This is a genomic window from Bifidobacterium criceti (assembly GCF_002286935.1).
Classification (GTDB): Bacteria; Actinomycetota; Actinomycetes; order Actinomycetales; family Bifidobacteriaceae; genus Bifidobacterium; species Bifidobacterium criceti.
This window is the reverse complement of record NZ_MVOH01000014.1, coordinates 18,963-39,973: the sequence shown is the minus strand read 5'-3', so window position 1 is coordinate 39,973 and position 21,011 is coordinate 18,963. Positions and strand designations below refer to the sequence as shown.

Annotated in this window: 15 protein-coding genes; 13 read left to right on the top strand and 2 right to left on the bottom strand. The window is 63.4% G+C overall.

All coding sequences use genetic code 11. The features are described from left to right. The first annotated feature begins 278 nt into the window (after positions 1–278). From uvrA to B1526_RS05720, 12 genes are all read left to right on the top strand, one after another. On the top strand, positions 279–3,215 hold the full coding sequence (gene uvrA / locus B1526_RS05780) for an excinuclease ABC subunit UvrA (protein WP_095615244.1): 2,937 nt from the start codon (positions 279–281) through the stop codon (positions 3,213–3,215). Between the two features lie 51 nt (positions 3,216–3,266). Next, the gene (gene uvrC, locus B1526_RS05775) at positions 3,267–5,573 is read left to right on the top strand and encodes an excinuclease ABC subunit UvrC (protein ID WP_095615126.1); all 2,307 of its coding nucleotides are present in this window, start codon (positions 3,267–3,269) and stop codon (positions 5,571–5,573) included. A gap of 137 nt (positions 5,574–5,710) precedes the next feature. After that, positions 5,711–6,622 (top strand): shikimate dehydrogenase, encoded by a 912-nt coding sequence (locus B1526_RS05770; RefSeq protein ID WP_095615125.1) that lies wholly within the window; start codon positions 5,711–5,713, stop codon positions 6,620–6,622. After that, complete coding sequence (rapZ, locus tag B1526_RS05765) at positions 6,619–7,554, top strand: RNase adapter RapZ (RefSeq protein WP_235607068.1); 936 nt, start codon at positions 6,619–6,621, stop codon at positions 7,552–7,554. Before B1526_RS05770 ends, rapZ begins: the two co-directional genes overlap by 4 nt. A gap of 158 nt (positions 7,555–7,712) precedes the next feature. Next, positions 7,713–8,663, top strand: coding sequence for a DNA-binding protein WhiA (whiA, locus tag B1526_RS05760; protein ID WP_095615124.1), 951 nt, complete (start codon positions 7,713–7,715; stop codon positions 8,661–8,663). A gap of 181 nt (positions 8,664–8,844) precedes the next feature. After that, on the top strand, positions 8,845–10,050 hold the full coding sequence (locus B1526_RS05755) for a phosphoglycerate kinase (protein WP_095615123.1): 1,206 nt from the start codon (positions 8,845–8,847) through the stop codon (positions 10,048–10,050). 121 nt (positions 10,051–10,171) lie between these two features. Continuing rightward, positions 10,172–10,978, top strand: coding sequence for a triose-phosphate isomerase (gene tpiA, locus B1526_RS05750; RefSeq protein ID WP_095615122.1), 807 nt, complete (start codon positions 10,172–10,174; stop codon positions 10,976–10,978). A gap of 82 nt (positions 10,979–11,060) precedes the next feature. After that, complete coding sequence (gene secG, locus B1526_RS05745; RefSeq protein WP_095615242.1) at positions 11,061–11,312, top strand: preprotein translocase subunit SecG; 252 nt, start codon at positions 11,061–11,063, stop codon at positions 11,310–11,312. A gap of 160 nt (positions 11,313–11,472) precedes the next feature. Next, on the top strand, positions 11,473–12,303 hold the full coding sequence (locus tag B1526_RS05740) for an HAD hydrolase family protein (protein WP_235607067.1): 831 nt from the start codon (positions 11,473–11,475) through the stop codon (positions 12,301–12,303). 251 nt (positions 12,304–12,554) lie between these two features. Further along, positions 12,555–14,393, top strand: a complete 1,839-nt coding sequence (locus B1526_RS05730) for an aminotransferase class I/II-fold pyridoxal phosphate-dependent enzyme (protein WP_407641005.1) — start codon at positions 12,555–12,557, stop codon at positions 14,391–14,393. A 42-nt stretch (positions 14,394–14,435) separates the two neighbouring features. Beyond that, complete coding sequence (locus B1526_RS05725) at positions 14,436–14,954, top strand: Lrp/AsnC family transcriptional regulator (RefSeq protein ID WP_095615120.1); 519 nt, start codon at positions 14,436–14,438, stop codon at positions 14,952–14,954. Next, positions 14,954–16,117 carry a pyridoxal phosphate-dependent aminotransferase gene (locus tag B1526_RS05720; RefSeq protein WP_095615119.1) on the top strand — a complete coding sequence of 388 codons (1,164 nt, stop codon included), beginning with the start codon at positions 14,954–14,956 and terminating at the stop codon, positions 16,115–16,117. The genes B1526_RS05725 and B1526_RS05720 overlap by 1 nt, the downstream gene beginning before the upstream one ends. A gap of 113 nt (positions 16,118–16,230) precedes the next feature. Here B1526_RS05720 and tal read toward each other — a convergent pair whose 3' ends face one another. Both tal and tkt read right to left on the bottom strand, forming a co-directional pair. Beyond that, on the bottom strand, positions 16,231–17,334 hold the full coding sequence (gene tal / locus B1526_RS05715; protein WP_095615118.1) for a transaldolase: 1,104 nt from the start codon (positions 17,332–17,334) through the stop codon (positions 16,231–16,233). 95 nt (positions 17,335–17,429) lie between these two features. Beyond that, the gene (tkt, locus tag B1526_RS05710) at positions 17,430–19,526 is read right to left on the bottom strand and encodes a transketolase (protein WP_095615117.1); all 2,097 of its coding nucleotides are present in this window, start codon (positions 19,524–19,526) and stop codon (positions 17,430–17,432) included. Between the two features lie 336 nt (positions 19,527–19,862). Between tkt and hrcA the strand changes: the two genes are divergently transcribed. Next, positions 19,863–20,957: a heat-inducible transcriptional repressor HrcA gene (gene hrcA / locus B1526_RS05705; protein ID WP_095615116.1), complete on the top strand. Its 1,095-nt coding sequence runs from the start codon at positions 19,863–19,865 to the stop codon at positions 20,955–20,957. The last annotated feature ends 54 nt before the right edge of the window (positions 20,958–21,011 follow it).

The following is a 21,011-nucleotide window of genomic DNA, read 5'->3' as shown; positions in this document are numbered from 1 at the left end:
GCCGGATGTGTCCCGGCCTGTCTCCCACAGTAGAGGAAAACGGGGTTTGTGTGCGTAGGGCCGCGACGTTTTCCCCTGCGGGGTAAAACAAGGGGTAAACAACCGGGGCGTCAGTGTCGGGTGTGTGGCATGCACATGCGAAGGTTTCGAACAGGTGTTCGATTTTTTCGTTTCGATGCGGTATCCTTGTCGTGGTTGTTACGGACACGTCAAGGTATGGAGGAACATTGGCAGCCGAACGTGCAGCACAGGGTACGAACGTCGTCCTCGAACGTGTGATGTCGAGCGATTCCTTTCTGAGCCGCGAGCTTGCGAAAGCGCCGTTGCGCGAGGAGCATGGTTCGCTCATCGCGGACATCGGCCATCTGCCGAACGATCTCAAGATCGTCATCCAGGGCGCGCGTGAGCACAACCTCAAGAACGCGGACCTCGAGTTCCCGCGCAACCGCATGGTCGTCTTCACGGGCCTGTCCGGGTCGGGCAAGTCGTCGATGGCGTTCGACACGTTGTTCGCCGAGGGCCAGCGGCGCTATGTCGAGTCGCTGTCCGCGTACGCGCGCCAGTTCCTCGGCCAGATGGACAAGCCGGACGTCGATTTCATCGAGGGCCTGAGCCCCGCCGTGTCGATCGACCAGAAGACGACGAACCGCAACCCACGTTCGACGGTCGGCACGATCACCGAGGTCTACGACTACCTGCGCCTGCTGTTCGCGCGCACCGGCGTGCCGCATTGCCCGGTGTGCGGCGCCGAGGTGAGCGCGCAGACGCCGCAGCAGATGGTCGACAGGCTCCTCGGCGAACCGGAGCGCACCAGGTTCCAGATCCTCGCGCCCGTCGTGCGCGGCCGCAAAGGCGAGTTCGGGGACCTACTCGAGCTGTTGCGCGGTGACGGCTATGCGCGTGCGCTCATCGACGGCGAGATGCGCCAATTGTCCGACGACATCACGTTGACGAAGCAGAAGAAGCACACGATCGAGGTCGTCGTCGACCGTCTCGTCGTCAAGGACGGCATCCGTCAACGCCTCACCGACTCCGTCGAGACGGCGCTCAGGCTCGCGAAGGGCCTCATGGTCGCCGATTTCGTCGACCGGGACGAGGACGACCCGTCGCGCCGTGTACCGTTCTCCGAGCACATGGCGTGCCCGAACGGGCACACGCTCGAACTCGACGAGATCGAGCCGCGCACGTTCTCGTTCAACGCCCCCTACGGCGCATGCCCCGAATGCACGGGTCTGGGCTTCAGCCTCGCGATCGACCCCGAACTCGTCGTGCCCGACCCGGACAAGACGCTCAACGAGGGCGCGATCGAACCGTGGATGATGACGAAAAGCTCGGGTGACTACTACCGCCATGTGCTCGAGGGTCTCGCCTCGGAACTCGGCTTCGACCTCGACACGCCTTGGAAGGACCTGCCCGAGGAGGTACGGCAGGCGATCATGTACGGCAAGGACTTCAAAGTCACCGTCTCCTACCGCAACCGTTGGGGGCGCATGCGCGAATACTCGACCGGTTTCGAAGGCGTCGTGCGTTCGCTCATGCGCCGCCATGAGGAGACCGATTCCGAACAGCGCAAACAGTACTACGAGTCGTACATGCGTGAGGTGCCATGCGCCGTATGCCACGGCAAACGCCTCAAGCCCGAGGTGCTCGCCGTGACCGTCGACGGCAAGTCGATCGCCGACGTGTGCGACATGTCCGCCGAGCGCAGCCTCGCATGGATCAACGGGCTCAAGCTCTCCGGCGCCGCCGCGCACATCGCCGGCGAAGTCGTCAAGGAGATCCGGGCGCGTCTCGGCTTCCTCAACGACGTCGGCCTCAACTACCTGACGCTTTCACGCGCCGCGAAGACGCTCTCGGGCGGCGAAGCGCAGCGCATCCGCCTCGCGACGCAGATCGGGTCTGGCCTCGTCGGCGTCATGTACGTGCTCGACGAACCATCGATCGGCCTGCACCAGCGCGACAACACGCGCCTCATCGACACGCTCCACCATCTGCGCGACCTCGGCAACACGCTCATCGTCGTCGAACACGACGAGGACACGATCCGCAGCGCCGACTGGCTCGTCGACATCGGCCCCGGTGCCGGCGAACACGGCGGCGAAGTCGTCTACTCGGGCCCCGCCGACCATCTCGTCGACGCGAAACGCTCGATCACCGGCGACTACATCGCCGGCCGCAGACGCATCGAGACGCCGAAGAAGCGACGCAAGGCGAAGAAGGGCCGCAGGCTGCGTGTCGTCGGCGCCCGCGAGAACAATCTCAAGGACCTCACCGTCGACTTCCCGCTCGGCGTCATGACATGCGTCACCGGCGTCTCCGGTTCGGGCAAGTCGACGCTCGTCAACCAGATCCTCTACCCGGTGCTCGCCGACAGGCTCAACGGCGCGAGGATCGTGCCCGGCAAGCACACCCGTGTCGAAGGCGTCGACCAATGCGACAAGGTCATCCACGTCGACCAGAACCCGATTGGACGCACCCCGAGGTCCAACCCGGCGACCTACACGGGCGTCTGGGACAAGATCCGCGCGCTGTTCGCGAAGACGCCCGAGGCGCAGGTGCGCGGCTACGGTCCGGGACGCTTCTCGTTCAACGTCAAGGGTGGCCGCTGCGAAGCCTGCCACGGCGACGGCACGTTGAAGATCGAGATGAACTTCCTGCCGGATGTCTACGTCGACTGCGAGGAATGCCATGGCAAACGCTACAACCGCGAGACGCTCGAAGTGAAGTACAACGGCAAGTCGGTCGCCGACGTGCTCGACATGCCGATAAGCGAGGCGGCCGAGTTCTTCAAGGCGTACCCGTCGATCGCACGCTACCTCGACACGCTCGTGCAGGTCGGCCTCGGCTACATCCGCCTTGGCCAGCCCGCCACGACGCTTTCGGGCGGCGAATCGCAGCGCGTCAAGCTCGCGACCGAACTGCAGCGGCGCTCCACCGGCAAGACCGTGTACATCCTCGACGAGCCGACGACGGGCCTGCACTTCGAGGACGTCAACAAGCTCCTCGTCGTGCTCCAGGGCCTCGTCGACAAAGGCAACACCGTCATCGTCATCGAACACAACCTCGACGTCGTCAAATCCAGCGACTGGATCATCGACCTCGGCCCCGAAGGCGGCGAAGGCGGCGGCACGATCGTCGCCGAAGGCACACCCGAACACATCGTGACATGCGACGCGTCGTGGACCGGCAGGTTCCTCGAACCGCTGCTCGGCTGAACGGCGCAACGGTCTTGGAACGATGAGGAAACGCACGCACAGGGAGACACCGTGAGTATATTCGAACGGCACGCGCCGGGCACATGGGACGCGATCGCGCGCAGCCTCGCCGCGCCCGCGCCGATCGGGCAGGGCGGCGCGGGCGTCAACGCGAACGGCGCGCCGCTGCTCGGCGACAGCCGCGACCTGTTCCGCCCGAAGACCTCGGACATCCCCGCCCAGCCCGGCGTCTACAAATGGCGCGACGGCGACGGGCAGGTCATCTACGTCGGCAAGGCGAAGAACCTGCGCAACCGCCTGACGAATTACTTCCAACCACTGCACCAGCTGCACCCGCGCACCCAGACGATGGTACTCACCGCACGGTCGCTCGAATGGACCGTCGTCGGCACCGAACTCGAGGCGCTCACGCTCGAATACACGTGGATCAAGGAATTCGACCCACGGTTCAACGTCGTGTTCCGCGACGACAAGACCTACCCGTACCTCGCGGTCTCGGTCGGTGAGGAATACCCCCGCGTATGGGTCACGCGCAGCCGCAAACGCCGCGACACACGCTACTTCGGGCCGTACGCGAAGGTATGGGACCTGCGCAAAAGCCTCGACCGGCTGCTGCGCGCCTTCCCCGTGCGCACATGCACGCCGTCGGTGTTCCGCAAGGCGCATCTGACGGGACGGCCATGCCTGCTCGCCTCGATCGGCAAATGCTCGGCGCCATGCGTCGGCAGGATCGGCGCGAAGGAACACCGGCGCATGTGCGAACAGCTCGTCGGCGTGCTCACCGGACGCATCGGCCGCAGCTACATCGCACAGCTCACCGCGCAGATGAAGGAGGCGAGCGCCGACCTCGACTTCGAACGCGCCGCGAGATTGCGTGACGACATCCAGATGCTGTCGACCGTCGTCGAACAGAACTCGGTCGTGCTCGACCAAGACACCGACGCCGATGTTTTCGGTTTCGACACCGACGAACTCGAAGCGTCCGTGCACGCGTTCTTCGTACGTGCGGGCACGATCCGCGGCGAACGCAACTGGAGCGTCGAACGCACCGAACGCATCGAGGACGGCGAGATCATCGCCGACCTGCTCGTGCGCGTCTACGCCGACCTCGTCGGCGAGGAGCGCGCGTCGAACGTCGTCGTCAACGAGGAACGCAACGCTGTCGCCGCGTCGCAGCGATTCCGCGCGACCGATGCGGCCGCGCGCGCCCAGGCGACGCGCGCACGCAACGAACGGCGTGAACAGACGGGCCGCGCCGACCTGCTCGCGCCGATCGCGCCCGTGCCGCGCCAGATCCTCGTGCCGATCGAACCGGCGCGCAAGGCCGAGCTCGAACAATGGCTTTCCGGCCTGCGCGGGGGAACCGTCTCGATCGACGTGCCGCAACGCGGCACGAAACGGCAACTGCTCGACCGCGCCGACGAGAACGCGCGCCAGGCGCTCCAACGCAGCAAGATGAGCCGCATAAGCGACATCGGCGCGCGCACGAAAGCAATGAACGACGTCGCCGCCGCGCTCGGCCTCGACGAGGCGCCGCTGCGCATCGAATGCTACGACATCTCGAACACGGTCGGCGGCGCCTACCAGGTCGCGTCGATGGTCGTGTTCGAGGACGGCGTCGCGAAGAAATCGGAGTACCGGCGCTTCGCGATCCGCGGCGACGACGGCTCCGGCGCGCTCGACGACCTTTCGGCGTTGTATGAGACGCTCACGAGGCGGTTCCGCCATGGCAACATCGCCGGTGACAGCGGTGACAGCATCGACAACGAACGCCGTGCCGCACAGGCGGGGGATGCGGACGCCGTGCAACAGCGCACGGAGCGCCACCGGTTCGCCTACAAACCGAACCTCGTCGTCGTCGACGGCGGCAAACCGCAGGTCATGGCGGCCGCGAAGGCCCTCGCTGACAGCGGCGTGACCGACGTCGCCGTGTGCGGGCTCGCGAAACGCCTCGAAGAAGTGTGGGTGCCAGACGACGACTATCCGATCATCCTCAAACGCTCATCAGAAGGCATGTACCTGCTGCAACGGGTGCGTGACGAATCGCACCGCTTCGCGATCATCTACCACCGCCAGACGCGCCGCAAAGGCGCGTTGCGTTCCGCGCTCGACGAGATCCCAGGCGTCGGCCCCGCGTTCCAAAAACGCCTCCTTGCGCATTTCGGGTCGGTGCGCGCGATGCGCAAAGCGAGCGTCGAAGAGCTTGAGGAGGTCAAAGGCATCGGCCATGCGAAGGCGCAACGGATCTGGTCGGCGCTCCATGCCGACGGCACGGGCACAGGCAATGGCATGGCCACGACAGATGCGCGGACGGCAACGGAGACAGCCGCCGAACGGGATGTGGCCACGGACGCCTGACGGGCCACCGGCCGGACGGTGCACCGGCGCAAGACGCACATGTTCGGTACGCTGGACGCACAAAGCAGATGTCACAAGAAGACGACGATAAGGCTGTGCGGCGCCCCGCGGCGACGCACAGCCTGTCAGGAGGTGTTATGGCACAGGTACCACAAGGCGGGACGCGCGGATCACGACGGTGCGCGGTCCTCGGCAAACCGATCGCGCATTCGCTCTCGCCCGTGCTGCACGAAGCCGCATACCGCGCGCTCGGCCTCGACGGATGGACCTACGGGCGCGTCGAGGCGGGGGAGGACGACCTCGCGCCATTCCTCGCGACGCTCGACGGGACATGGGCGGGACTGAGCCTGACGATGCCGCTCAAACGCACAATCCAGCCATACGGGCACCCCGCGAACCTGTGGGCGCGTGAACTCGGCGTCGCGAACACGGCCGTGTTCTCCGACGGCGGCGTCAAGCTGTACAACACGGATGTCTACGGCATCGCACGCGCGTTCGCGCACGCGAGGGGCGAGACGGCGCCGCACATCGACGACGCCGTCATCCTCGGCAATGGCAACACGGCGACATCGGCGCTTGCCGCATGCATCATGATGGGCATACGCGACGTCACCGTCGCCGCACGCCACCCCGAACGCAACCCCGGCCTCGCCGAACTCGGCGCACGCCACGGCATCCAGGTGTCGATGCTGCCGCTCGCGTCCGACGGCACGATCGTGCGGCTCGAAACGGCCGGCATCGCCATCTCGACGATTCCCGGCCATGGCGCGGACGACGTCGCCGCCCGGCTCGACGCGGCCGATGCCCGTGTGCATGGCATGCTGCTTGACGTCGTCTACGATCCCAGGCCGACCGCGCTCATGCGCGCGTGGTCACGTCTGGGAGGGATCACGCTCGGCGGAGAGGAGATGCTACTGTATCAAGCGGTGGCCCAAGTGCTCCTGATGACGGGGCGCGCGCACGACGACGCATTCGACCAAGTCGGGGCGCAGGCCACGCACGAAGCACTCGAAACGGCCATGAGGGCAGCATTGGAGGAGGCGTTGTGAGCCAGACGAACGAGGCGCAGCGGGAAGCGGACGGCAAGCCTGGGGGATACGTCGGCAGCCCCGCGGAAGGGTTCGAGGTCATCCTCATCACCGGCATGAGCGGCGCAGGCCGTTCGCATGCCGCGCACAGCATCGAGGACATGGGCTGGTATGTCGTCGACAACATGCCACCCCAGCTCATGGTGCCGATGGTCGACATGATGACCGCGTCGCAGAGCGGCGTGCACAAGCTCGCCGCCGTCATCGACGTGCGTTCGCGCGACTACTTCGCCGACCTGTCCGCGATGCTGAGCCATCTCGACGACCTCGGCGTCAAGACACGCATCCTCTTCCTCGACGCCGACGACGAAGTGCTCATCAAACGCTTCGAATCGGTGCGCCGCCCGCACCCGTTGCAACGCAACGGCAGGCTCATCGACGGCATCCGCGAGGAACGCGAGATGCTCGAGAACCTCGAGGAACGCGCCGACATCGTCATCGACACATCCCATTTGAGCATCCACCAACTGTCGACGAAACTGTACAATGCGCTCATGGGATCGGGGCCGACGACCGTCTCGGTGCACATCTTCAGCTTCGGTTTCAAATACGGCATCCCGATTGACGCCGACTTCGTCGCCGACGTGCGTTTCCTGCCGAACCCGTACTGGGTGCCCGAACTGCGCGAGCTCAACGGCAAGGACAAGCCGGTGAGCGACTACGTGCTGCGCAGCACGGGGGCGTCCGACTTCCTCGACGCGTACGAGAAGGCGATCGAGACCGCCGTCAACGGCTACGCGCAGGAGGACAAGCATTATGTGACGATCGCGATCGGCTGCACAGGCGGCCAGCACAGGTCGGTCGCGATGAGCGAGGCGCTTGCCGACCGGCTGCGCGCACACGGCCTCAACGTGAGCGTGTCCGCACGCGAACTCGACCGCCGCCAATCCTGATCGCGCGGGTGCGACACGCGGACAAATAAGCATAATTCCAACGGTTTGTCAAATGAGCGTCCACATCCGCAGATGTCCAAGACCTTCGGTATCACGGAATCTCGGTAGTCACTCGCGACACGCCGTATCGATCACGATCAATACAACAGGAGGATCCTTTGGCTCTTCTCGATGAAGTCAAACGTGAGCTGTCCGAAATCGACGGGGAGATGGTCCTCGCACAGAAGGCACAAGTGACGTCCATGCTCCGTTTCGGAGGCGGCCTTCGCAAAAGCGACCGAACCATCATCGTCCAGGCGCAGTTCGATACGATCGATGCCGCGCAATGGCTCCAACGGGCGATCAAGAACCTGTACGGCCATGATGCGATGCTCACCGCCGTCGAGCGCCAGACGCCCGCAGGACCGGTACGCCGCTACATGGTGATCGTCGAACGCGGCGGCGTCGCCCTCGCGTTGCAAACGGGACTGCTTGACCGCCACAAACGCCAAGCCGTCATGGGACTGCCGCAAGAGCTCACGTCCGGCAACATCGCACAGGTCAAGGCTATATGGCGTGGCGCGTTCCTCGCGCATGGTGGCCTGTCCGACCCGGGCAAGGCGAGCTACCTCGAAATCATCTGCCCGACCGATGAGACCGCGTTGGCGCTCACGAGCGCCGCACGCCGCCTTGGCATAAGCGCAAAGCCGCGTCAGCTGCGCAGCTCGCGCCGCGTCACGCTCAAGGACCCCGACGCGATCGAACGCATGCTCATCCTCATGGGCGCGCCGCATGCGGCGCGCGAGTGGACCGGCAAACGCTCCGACGGCGAGGCGCGCGGCAAGGCGAACCGCCTCGCGAACTTCGACGACGCGAACATGCGCCGCAGCGCGAAAGCCGCCGCCGAAGCATGTGAGAAGGTGCGCCGCGCGTTCGACATTCTCGGCGACGACATCCCGGAGAACCTGCGCGCCGCGGGCCAGCTGCGCCTCGACCACGACGACGCGAGCCTTGAGGAGCTCGGCCGCCTCGCCGACCCGCCGATCACGAAGGACGCGGTCGCGGGACGCATCCGCCGTCTGCTGCAGCTCGCTGACAAGGTCGCCAAGACCCAGGGCGCCGCGGACTGACTGACCGGCTCCCGGTTTTCCGGACCCGCATCGTGCCGGGCCCTTCGATGATTGTTGGACGGGCGTGGCGTTGCCGCTCTCGGCGAATGCCGCGCTTGTTCGTTTTTGACGCTATGATGCGTAACTGGCGGATCATGCAGCCGTTCGGCGCCAACACCGGCGGCGAGAAAGGATAATCCATATGAAGACACTCAAGGATCTTGGAGATCTCAAGGGCAAGCGCGTCCTCGTCCGCGCTGATTTCAATGTGCCGCTCGATGGCACGACCATCACCGACGACGGTCGTATCAAGGCCGCCCTGCCGACGATCGAGGAACTGCGCAAGGACGGCGCGAAGGTCATCCTGATGGCGCACCTCGGCCGCCCGAAGGGCAAGGTCGTCCCGGAGCTCTCCCTCGCCCCGGTCGCCGCACGCCTGAGCGAACTGCTCGGCTGCCCGGTCGTCCTCGCGAAGGACACATACGGCCCGGACGCCCAGGAGAAGGTCGCCGCGATGAACGACGGCGACGTCGTCCTGCTCGAGAACGTCCGCTTCAACCCCGAGGAGACGAGCAAGGACGAGGCCGAACGCGCCGCGTACGCGAAGAAGATCGCCGCGCTCGGCGACGTCTTCGTCTCCGACGGCTTCGGCGTCGTGCACCGCGCACAGGGCTCCAACTACGATGTCGCCGCCGACCTGCCGGCCGCCGCGGGCCTGCTCGTCGAGAAGGAAGTCAAGGCGCTTTCGAAGGCGACCGAGAACCCCGAGCGTCCGTTCACCGTCGTGCTCGGCGGTTCGAAGGTCTCCGACAAGCTCGGCGTCATCGAGAACCTGCTCGACAAGGCCGACCGTCTCGTCATCGGCGGCGGCATGGTGTTCACGTTCCTCAAGGCCAAGGGCTATGAGGTCGGCACGTCGCTCCTCGAAGAGGACCAGATCGACAAGGTCAAGGGCTACATCGAGACGGCCGAGAAGAACGGCGTCGAACTTGTGCTGCCGGTCGACATCGTTGTCAACAAGGGCTTCCCGGCGGGCGACACCCCGATCGACCCGAAGGTCGTCCCGGCCGACCAGATCCCGTCCGACATGATGGGCCTCGACATCGGACCGGAATCCTGCAAGCTCTTCCACGACAAGATCGTCGATTCCAAGACCGTCGTCTGGAACGGACCGATGGGCGTGTTCGAGATCCCGCAGTTCGCGGCGGGCACACGCGCCGTCGCCCAGGCGCTTGTCGACGCGACCGCGAACGGCGCGTTCACGATCGTCGGCGGTGGCGATTCGGCGGCCGCGGTGCGCAACCTCGGCTTCCCGGAGGACGGTTTCTCGCACATCTCGACCGGTGGCGGCGCCTCCCTCGAATTCCTCGAAGGCAAGGAACTCCCGGGCCTCAAGGTCCTCGACTGACATCGGAGCGCCACTGGCGCGACCGATGCGGCCCACGCGCGGCGCGCACCGTCCGGCAAGCACGGCGGTGCGCGCCTTGCGCTTGAATCATCAAGCCTTCATCACGTCCGAGGGGAACGATATGGCATCAGCACGTGTGCCGATGGTTGCCGGCAACTGGAAGATGAACTTCGACCATCTCGAGGCGACGTCCTTTGTCGAACGGTTCGCGAAGAACCTCAAATCGAAACGGTTCGACTTCCCGAAGTGCGAAGTGGCGCTCTTCCCGACGTTCACGTCGCTGCGCAGCGTCCAGGTGCTCGTCGACGCGGACAACCTCAAGATCCGCTACGGCGCGCAGACCGTCTCCGTCACATCGCAGGGCGCGTTCACCGGTGACGTCTCCGCGGACATGCTCGCACGCCTCGGCTGCAGCTATGTCATCGTCGGACACTCCGAACGGCGCAAATACCACCCCGAGGACGACGCGAACATCGTCGACCAGGTGCGCGCGGTCCTCGCCGCAGGCATGCAGCCGATTCTGTGCGTCGGCGAAAGCCTCGAGGAACGCCGCAAAGGCATCGAACTCGACTTCGCGGTCGGGCAGGTTCATGATGTGACACGGGACCTGTCCGATGAGGAGGCCGCAAAACTCATCATCGCGTACGAACCCGTCTGGGCGATCGGAACCGGCATGGTCGCGACGCCGCAGAGCGCCCAGGACGCCGCCGAGGCGTTCCGCGCGCACCTGTCGCAGACCTTCGACGAGCATGTCGCACAGACGGTACGCGTCCTGTACGGAGGGTCGGTCACGTCGAAGAACGCCGTCGAACTCATCAGCGAACCCGACGTCGACGGTTTCCTCATCGGCGGCGCCGCGCTCGACGTCGACGAACTGACGAAGATCTGCATGCTCACGCTCAAGACGACATCTTCACAAGGTCTTTGAGATTACCCGTCGTTTTGTTCTCCACCATGCGCTATGGTGGTACAAGCAATTGAAAAGTTTTGGAGGTTCACCAGTGTCCGGTATTGCAGTTGTCAAGCTGATTCTGCAGATTGTGCTCGTCGCGCTCAGCCTGCTGCTCACCCTGCTCATCCTTATGCACAAGGGCAAGGGCGGCGGCCTGTCCGATATGTTCGGCGGCGGTCTGACGCAGAACGCCGGCTCATCGGGTGTCGCGGAGAAGAACCTGAACCGTTGGACGGTCATCATCGCCCTCGTCTGGGTCGCGATCGTCGTCGCGCTCGGGCTCATCGCGAAGTTCGTCCCGACCGCATGACGCATCCCAACGCAGGGAAATGACGTTGCCGATCCCATGGCCGCGAAGGCCATGGGATCGCTGCATATCCGCATCCGCACAGCGACGGTTACCGTACGGATGCCAACACCAACATCAACCGAACACCAACAGTACAGGACACAACAGTAGGGGAGTGGCCGTGCCTTCCACAACACCGATCGTCATCGTCGACCTTGACGGCACATTGCTGCATGACGCCGCGCGCTTCGAGGACCGTGACTTCACGATGCGCACCCAGCGCGCCGTCGACCGTCTGCACAACGAGGGCATCCCGTTCGCCGTCGCGACGGCACGTCCCGTGAGCACCGGACATGACATCGTACGCCGTCTGCGCGCCGATGCGTGCATCTATTTGAACGGGGCGCTCATCGATTTCGACCCCGCGCATTCCGACATCGAGATGCTCACTGGCAGGAAGCCGCCGCGTGCGGACACGTTGCTCAAGGTCGGCTTCACCTCGTCGCGCGCATGCGACGTCTGCCGTGCGATCCTCAATGTCATCCCCGACCTTGAGATCGGCATCGTCATGGACGACGTGCGGTACACGACGTTCGACGTATCGAAATACTGGACGACGCAGACGTGGACCTACACCGATTTCCGCGACGTACCCGAGGGGACCGCCGACAAGATCATCGCGTTCCCGCGCCCTGACCAGACGAAGTCGCTCGCGGCGCTCATCCCTGATGATTTCGACGTGCACGTCTCGGAAGGACGCCTCTGGATGCTCATGGCACCCGACGCGAACAAGGAACAGGCGACACGGACATTGTGCGGACGGTGGGGCGCCGACCTGTCCGATGTCACGGCGTTCGGCGATGACATCGTCGACATCGACATGATGCGGATAAGCGGTACCGGTGTCGCCGTCGCGAACGCGAATCCCGACGTACTCAAAATAGCGGACGAAGTCTGCCCGTCGAACAACGACGATGGCGTCGCCCAATGGATTGAACAGAAATTGTTGTAAATTGAACATAGACGAGTGTCGTTGAATATACAGTATTCATATTGAACAATCAGGAATCAGATGTAAACTTTGAACAATGCTTGAGCTGCGATTGCGTATGTCGTCGCTAACGGCATCATATCGTCGATAATGTTCAATGTTCTGTGTGTTGTGTTCAACGCGTGGTAGACTGGTTCCCAGTTGTTGTTTTGAACATCCGAGGACGGGAGCTGGACTTGGCCGATCTCTTCACGCAACGCCTCAACCAGGCGATGGACCTGCGCAACATACGGCAGAGCGATTTCGTCAAAGCGGCCGAAGAACACGGCGTCAAGCTCGGACGCAGCCATGTGAGCCAATACGTCAACGGGAAGACGAAACCACGTCCGGAGATCGAATGCTTCCTCGCCGCCGTGCTCCGCGTCGACGCACGGTGGCTCGCAGGGGAGCGCGTGCCGTTCGACGAGTGTCCGGCGACCTTCGACGATGTGCAGAAGATTGCCGCACGAAACGATTCCATCCATATGGCGCAAAGGAACGTTGAACATACTCGTGCACGCGGGGTTGAACACAACATTGAACGTAATAGTGCATACTATATTGAACAAACTAATGACCATAATGTTGAACAACAGGGCATTGAACACATCAATATTGAGCATAGTGATGCGGAACATGCGACGCCATCAACATTGAACAACAATGCAGTCGCGGCCAATATTGAACATTCTTCGACGATTGCACAACAATCGTCCGCGACAGACCGTCATCATCCGCAGCAGCCATCCACAGGACAGGAGCACGTCATGGAACCGCAATTCGACAACAGCGTACAGGACCCGTCGTTCACCGACGTGCCGTCGAGTGTGACGGAAGGACAGCCGACCGTCCGTTCACGCAGGACGTTCACAAAATCGCATAAGCTCGACAACGTCCTCTACGATGTACGCGGACCAGTCGTCAACGAGGCCGCGCGCATGGAGGCGGCGGGCATGCACGTCATGAAGCTCAACATCGGCAATCCGGCACCGTTCGGTTTCCGTACACCCGACGAAGTCGTCTACGACATGGCGCAGCAGCTCACCGACACGGAAGGCTACTCGGCATCGAAGGGCCTGTTCTCGGCGCGCAAGGCGATCATGCAGTACGCGCAGCTCAAGCATCTGCCGAACGTCGGCGTCGAGGACGTGTACACCGGCAACGGCGTGAGCGAACTGATCAACCTGAGCATGAGCGCGCTGCTCGACAACGGCGACGAAGTGCTTCTCCCGGCGCCCGACTACCCGTTGTGGACCGCATGTGTCACACTCGCCGGCGGCAAACCGGTGCACTACATCTGCGACGAACAGTCGGAATGGTATCCGGACATCGACGACATGCGCGCGAAGATCACCGATCGCACGAAGGCAATCGTCATCATCAACCCGAACAATCCAACGGGCGCGCTCTATCCGAAGGAAGTCCTCGAACAGATCGTCGACCTCGCGCGCGAACACCAGCTGATGATCTTCTCCGACGAAATCTACGACCGTCTCGTCATGGACGGCCTCGAGCACACGTCGATCGCGTCGCTCGCGCCCGACCTGTTCTGCGTCACCTACAGCGGCCTGTCGAAATCGCATATGATCGCCGGATACCGCATCGGATGGATGGTCCTGTCGGGCAACAAGGCGATCGCGAAGGACTATATCGAAGGCATCGACATGCTCACGAACATGCGCATCTGCTCGAATGTACCGGCGCAGTCGATCGTGCAGACGGCACTCGGCGGACACCAGAGCGTCAACGACTACCTTGTTCCCGGCGGCCGCCTCTACGAGCAGCGCGAATACATCTACGAGGCGCTCAACTCGATCGACGGCATCACCGCCGTCAAACCGAAGGCCGCGTTCTACATCTTCCCGAAGATCGACGTGAGGAAATTCAACATCCACGACGACGAACAGTTCGCGCTCGACCTGCTGCACGACGAGAAACTGCTCATCGTGCAAGGCACCGGCTTCAATTGGAAGGACCCCGACCATTTCCGCGTCGTCTACCTGCCGCGCGTCGAAGTGCTCAAAGGCGCCGTCGAGAAAATGACGGACTTCTTCGGCTACTATCGACAGTGACACCACGATGACGATGCACGGGACAGCGAAGGACAGGTGGATATGACGGAACCGAACATCAGCGGACGCGACCAATCGATCCTCGAACTGCTCGAGAACGACGCACGGCTCAACGCGCAGGACCTCGCGGACATCCTCAACGAGGACGCGGACGCCGTGCGTGACGCCGTGCGGCGCATGGAGGACGAGCGAATCATCTGCGGATACCATACGGTCATCAATTACAACAAAGTGCTGCGCGACGAACGCATCATGGCGTTCATCGAAGTCGACGTCTCGCCGATGAAGGACAAAGGCTACGACCACACCGCGGCGTTGCTCGCGAAATACCCGGAGATCGATTCGCTGTACCTGATCACCGGAGACAACGACTTCATATGCCTTGTACAGGGCAGGACGATGTTCGAAGTGTGCCAGTTCGTCGCCGACCGCATCGCCGTCATGGAGAACGTGCAAAGCACGAAGACACTGTTCGTGCTCAAACAATACAAGCAATCCGGAGTGCTCACAGGCGCCGGGCGCACGACGCCGGGCGAAGGGCGATTGGTGGTGAGCTACTGATGAAACCGATCAACAGCACAATCGAACGGCTCAAGCCGAGCGGCATCCGCAAATACTTCGACCTCGCGAACGCGATGGAAGGCGTCATCTCGCTCGGCGTCGGCGAACCGGATTTCGACACGCCCTGGCACATCAGCGCGAAGGCCGTCGAATCCTTCGCGGAAGGGCACACACACTACACGGCGAACCGCGGCCTGATCGCATTGCGCCGGCAGATCGCGAACTACTACCGCAACCGCTACGGCATCGATTACGACCCCGAATCCGAGATCCTCGTGACAGTCGGCGGATCGGAGGCGGTCGACCTGTGCTGCCGCACGATCATCGAACCGGGGGATGAGGTCATCGTGCTCGACCCGAACTACGTCGCCTATGAACCAGCGATCCTGATGGCGGGCGGTGTACCCGTGCGCATCCCGCTCACGCAGGCACACGATTTCAAACTGCTCCCCGAAGACCTCGAACAGGCGATCACCGAGCGGACGAAAGCCGTCATCGTCAACTTCCCGTCGAACCCGACGGGCGGTGTGATGACCCGTGAGGACTACGCGCGCCTCGTGCCGATCCTCAAAGCATCCGGCATCTACGTCATATCCGACGAGATCTATTCGGAACTCGTGTTCGACGGGGAGTTCTGCTCTCCCGCGCATTTCGACGAGATCCGTGACCAGGTGCTCGTCATCAACGGGTTCTCGAAGGCGTTCGCGATGACCGGTTGGCGCCTCGGCTACCTGCTCGCCAATCCGGAGTTGAGCGCGCAGCTGACGAAAGTGCACCAGTTCGTCATCATGTCGGCGCCCACCTCCGCGCAATACGCGGCGATCGAGGCGCTCGAACACGGCATGCCGGACATCGCAGCGATGCGCGGCGAATACGAGGCGCGCCGCAACCTCATCTGCGCGCGGCTCAACCGGATGGGATTGACGACGAACGTTCCGAAAGGCACCTTCTATGTCTTCGCGAACATCACATCGTCGGGACTGATGTCGGATGAATTCTGTGTACGCCTCCTCGAGGAACAGAAGGTCGCGGTCGTGCCGGGCACCGCATTCGGCGAGTCCGGCGAAGGTTTCGTGCGCATCTCCTATGCGACGAGCATGGAACAGATCAAAGAGGCGTGCGCGCGCATCGAGGGGTTCCTCGAAACGCTGCGCGACGCCTGACCGGAAACCCAACCAACCATGTTCCTACATATGCAATATGGGGATGCCCCGGCACAGGTGCCGGGGCATCCCCATATACGCTATCGGTCCGGATTCAGGGAATCCGGATGATCTCAGGCGTTGACGCGGTCGATGCCGGACTGGACGTCGGTGAGGACCGAATCCCAGGACTTGATGAAGGCGGCGACGCCGTCGGCCTCGAGCTTGTCGGTGACATCCTTGAAGTTGACGCCGACTTCGGCGAGGTCGTTCATGATGTCGTGCGCTTCGTCATAGTTGCCGGTGATGCCGATCGTCGCGTCACCGTGGTCGGCGACGGCGATGAGCGTCTTCTCAGGCATCGTGTTGACGACGTCCTTCGCGACGAGCTCGTCGACGTACTTGACGTCGGAGTAGGCGGCGTTCTTCGTGCCGGTGGAGGCCCACAGCGGACGCTGCTTCTTCGCACCCTTGGCTTCGAGGTCGGCCCAACGCGGATCCTCGGCGAACTTCTTCTCGAAGAGCTCATACGCGAGGCGCGCGTTCGCGACGGCGGCCTTGCCCAGGAGGCCCTTGGCCTCGAGCGAGCCGATCTCCTCGAGCTGCTTGTCGACCGCGGTGTCCACGCGGGAGACGAAGAACGAAGCGACCGAAGCGATGTGCTCAAGGTCATGGCCGTTCTCGGCGGCCTGGGCGATGCCCTCGATGAAGGCGTCGATGACCTGCTCGTAGCGCTCGAGCGAGAAGATGAGCGTGACGTTGACGGAGATGCCCTTCGCGAGCGTCGCGGTGATCGCCGGGAGGCCTTCGAGGGTCGCCGGGATCTTGATCATCGCGTTCTTGCGGTCGACCTTGGCCCAGAGTTCCTCGGCCTGCTTCTCGGTGGCTTCGGTCTCATGCGCGAGGCGCGGGTCGACCTCGATCGAGACACGGCCGTTGACGTAGTCGGAAGCCTCGGCGACCGGCTTGAAGATATCGCAGGCATTGCGCACGTCGGTCGTCGTGAGCTCGCGGATCGCGGTCTCGACATCGACCTTGCCGAGCTCCTTGAGCTGCGCGTCGTACGGGCCGACCTGGCTCAGGGCCTTCTGGAAGATCGACGGGTTGGTCGTGACACCGACCACATTGTCGTTCTTGATGAGCTCTTCGAGGTTGCCCGATTCGATGCGGGTGCGGGACAGATCGTCCAGCCAGATCGAAACGCCGGCGTCGGAAATTGCCTGAGTAGATGCAGTCATATTGCTTCTCCTAATTGTTGTTGGGGAAAATCATTCGCCTATCAGTATAGGCACAAAGGGGAGGGGATGCCGGACGACATCCCCTCATGGATGAATCAGCGGGCTTCTTCGATCGAGGCCTTCGCGGCTTCGACGACGTGCTCGGCGGTGATGCCCAAATCGATCATGTTCTGGGCGCCGTCACCCTGCAGGCCGAACTGGTCGATCGCGATCGCCTTGCCATAGGTGCCGAGGTACTTGTACCAGGACATCGCGGAGCCGGCTTCGATCGAGACGCGGGCCTTGACACTCTTCGGGAGGATCTCCTCCTTGTATTCGTCGTCCTGCTCCTCGAACCATTCCATCGAGACCATCGAGATGACGCGGGCCTTGATGCCTTCGGACGCGAGCTGCTTCGCGCCTTCGAGGGCCCACTGGACCTCGGAGCCGGAAGCCATGATGATCACATCCGGCTCGCCTTCCTCGCCGTAGAGCACATAGGCGCCCTTGCGCACGCCTTCCTTGGCCTTCTCGGCGGTCTCGACGAGCGTCGGGACACCCTGGCGGGTGAGGACCATCGCGGTCGGCAGCGTGTTCTTCTTCTCGAAGAAGTAACGGTAGGCCTCGGCCGTCTCCCACTCATCGGCAGGACGAACGACTTCGAGCTGCGGGATGTCGCGGAAGGAGCTCAGGTGCTCGATCGGCTGGTGGGTCGGGCCGTCCTCGCCGAGGGCGACGGAGTCATGGCTCCAGATGTAGAGGTTCGGGATCTCCATGAGGGCCGACAGGCGGACCGCGGCGCGCATGTAGTCGGCGAACTGGAAGAACGTGCCGGAGAACGGACGGGTGTCCGAACCGAGCAGGATGCCGTTCGTGATGCAGCCCATCGCGAACTCGCGCACGCCGAAGTGCAGCTGGCGTCCGTACGGCGAGCAGTCCGGCCACTGGGTCGTGGCGTCATCGGCCGGGGCGAAGGAAGCAGCGCCCTTGATGTTCGTGTTGTTCGAGCCACCGAGGTCGGCGGAGCCGCCCCACAGTTCCGGCATGATCGGCGCAATCGCGTTGAGGACGGCGCCGGAGGCCTTGCGGGTCGCGACCTTCGAACCGGCTTCGAAACCGGCCTCGAGGTCGTCGATCGCCTTGTCGAACTCCTCCGGGAGCTCGCCGTTCTTGATGCGGTTGTACAGCGCAGCCTTGTCCGGGTTCGCCGCGGCCCACTTGTCGAAAGCCTCGTCCCATTCCTTGTGTGCCTCGAGGCCGCGCTCGGCGACCTTGCGGGCGTGGGCAAGCGCCTCTTCGTCGACCTCGAAGGTCTTCTCCGGGTCGAGGCCGAGGGCCTTCTTGAGGCCGGCGACGGCCTCGTCGCCGAGGGCGGAGCCGTGCGACGACGGATCGTTCGTCTTGCCCGGGGTCGGCCATGCGATGAGCGTGTCGACCTTGATGAAGTGCGGGCGGTCGGTGACCTGCTCGGCCTTCTCGAGGACCTTCGTCAGGCCTTCGATGTCTTCCTTGTAGGAGCCGTCGGGCTGGATGAAGCTGAACTCGTCGGTGTACCAGCCGTAGGCCTTGTAACGCGCGATGACGTCCTCGTCGAGCGAGATCTTCGTTTCGCCTTCGATCTGGATATGGTTCGCGTCGAAGATGACGAAGAGGTTGCCGAGCTGCTCATTGCCGGCGAGCGAGGAGGCTTCGCCGGAGACGCCTTCCTCGATGTCGCCTTCGCCGCAGATGACCCACACCTTGTGGTCGAACGGCGAGGTGCCCTCCGGGGCGTCCGGGTCGAGCAGGCCGCGCTCGTAGCGCTGGCCGTACGCGAAACCGACGGCGGAGGCGACGCCCTGGCCGAGCGGGCCGGTCGTCATCTCGATGCCCGGGGTCAGGCCGTATTCCGGATGTCCCGGCGTACGGGTGTCCGCGCCGCCGCGGAAGTACTTGAGGTCATCGAGCGTCAGTCCGTAGCCGGAGAAGTACAGCTGCACGTACTGGGTGAGCGAGGCGTGGCCACCCGAGAGGATGAAGCGGTCGCGGCCGGCCCAGTTCGGGTCGTTCGGATCCTGCTTGATGAAGCGCTGATAGAGCGTGTAGGCGATCGGGGCCAGCGAAATCGGGGAGCCCGGATGGCCGTGGCCCGCCTTCTGCACCGCATCGGCGGAGAGGGCCTTCGCCATCTTGATGGCGCGCTCGTCCAGTTCAGACCAGGTGTTATCGGTCATAGGTGATCTACTTTCCTTCCAATACTTCGGGCGTGCGAAAGGTCGGCATTGTGCCGGTCTTTCGCATGCCCTTCACATTGCCCTTACATACTAGCCGCCGTAACCGACTTAAACCGCGGGGTTTGGCGTGTTCGTCACAGTGCTGTATATATACGGGGCCGTATCGTGTGCCATGGTGCCTCACGAGCCTGCGCAGGGCAAGCGCCTTCTTCTATGAGTCAAAACTAGCACTCGATGACCAAGAGTGCTCATACAATGGAATGAGTGCTGTGCACGTGCGCCCCGATGCGCGCATGCACGATTACGCGCAACCAAGTTCAGGAGGCTTGAGCGACCATGACCCAGACACGTCGCATGCAGGTACTGCGCGCCGTCGTCGAGGATTACATCCGCACACAGGAACCCGTGGGTTCCGCGGCGCTCATCGCACGCCACGACCTTCATGTGAGCTCGGCCACGATCCGCAAGGACATGTCCGCGCTCGAGGAGGAAGGCTACCTCGTCCAGCCGCACACGTCTGCGGGACGTGTGCCGACCGAGCGCGGCTACCGCTATTTCGTCGACACACTTGCGACCGTCGTCCCGCTCAGCGAGACGCAACGACGCGCGATCCACACGTTCCTTGACGATTCGGTCAACCTGCAGGACACACTGCAGCGCGCCGCGCATCTGCTGTCGCGTTTCACCGGCCAGGTCGCGGTCGTCGCATCGCCTTCGCTGAGCAAATCACGGCTGTGGCACCTCGAACTCGTGCCCGTCTCCGCCAATTCGATCCTCGCGGTCGTCGTCACCGACACAGGGCGTGTCGCACAGCATGTGCTTTCGGTCGCGCAGCTGCCGTCGCGCGACCATCTGCGGTCGCTGAGCGACACCGTGAACGAACGGTGCGGGTCGATGACGCTGCGCGCCGCCGCGGCGCACATCCGCACGCTGCGGTACGGCGACGACCTGCAGGATGTTCGTGAACTGCCCGATATGCTCGCCCAGGCCTTCGAATCGATGGCCGACGAGGAACGGACTCATGAACTGTTCATGTCGGGCGTCTCGACACTCGCGCACCAGCAGGCGAGCGCGCAGGACCTCGCCCCATTGTTCGACGCGCTCGAGGAACGCGCCGTCCTCATGCATCTGATGACCGAACTCAGCGAGACGCCGGACGTCCGTGGCGTCGGCGTGGCGATCGGATCGGAGACGAACACGCCCGGCCTCATCCACGCGGCCGTCGTCACAAGCGGATACGGTGCGAGCGAGTCGTCTGACGGCGTTGACACGCCAACGGACGGCATGCATGAGCCGATCGCGTTCGTCGGTTCGATCGGACCGACGCATATGAACTATGCGGCCACGATGGCGTCGGTGCGCGCCGTGGCGAAATACCTGACGACGTTCCTGGGCAACACCGGGACGTCGAAGACCAGCATGGCCTCGTGACACGGGACCATACCCGCAGATCAACCGGAAGAACCGCAACAGCAACAGAAAAGG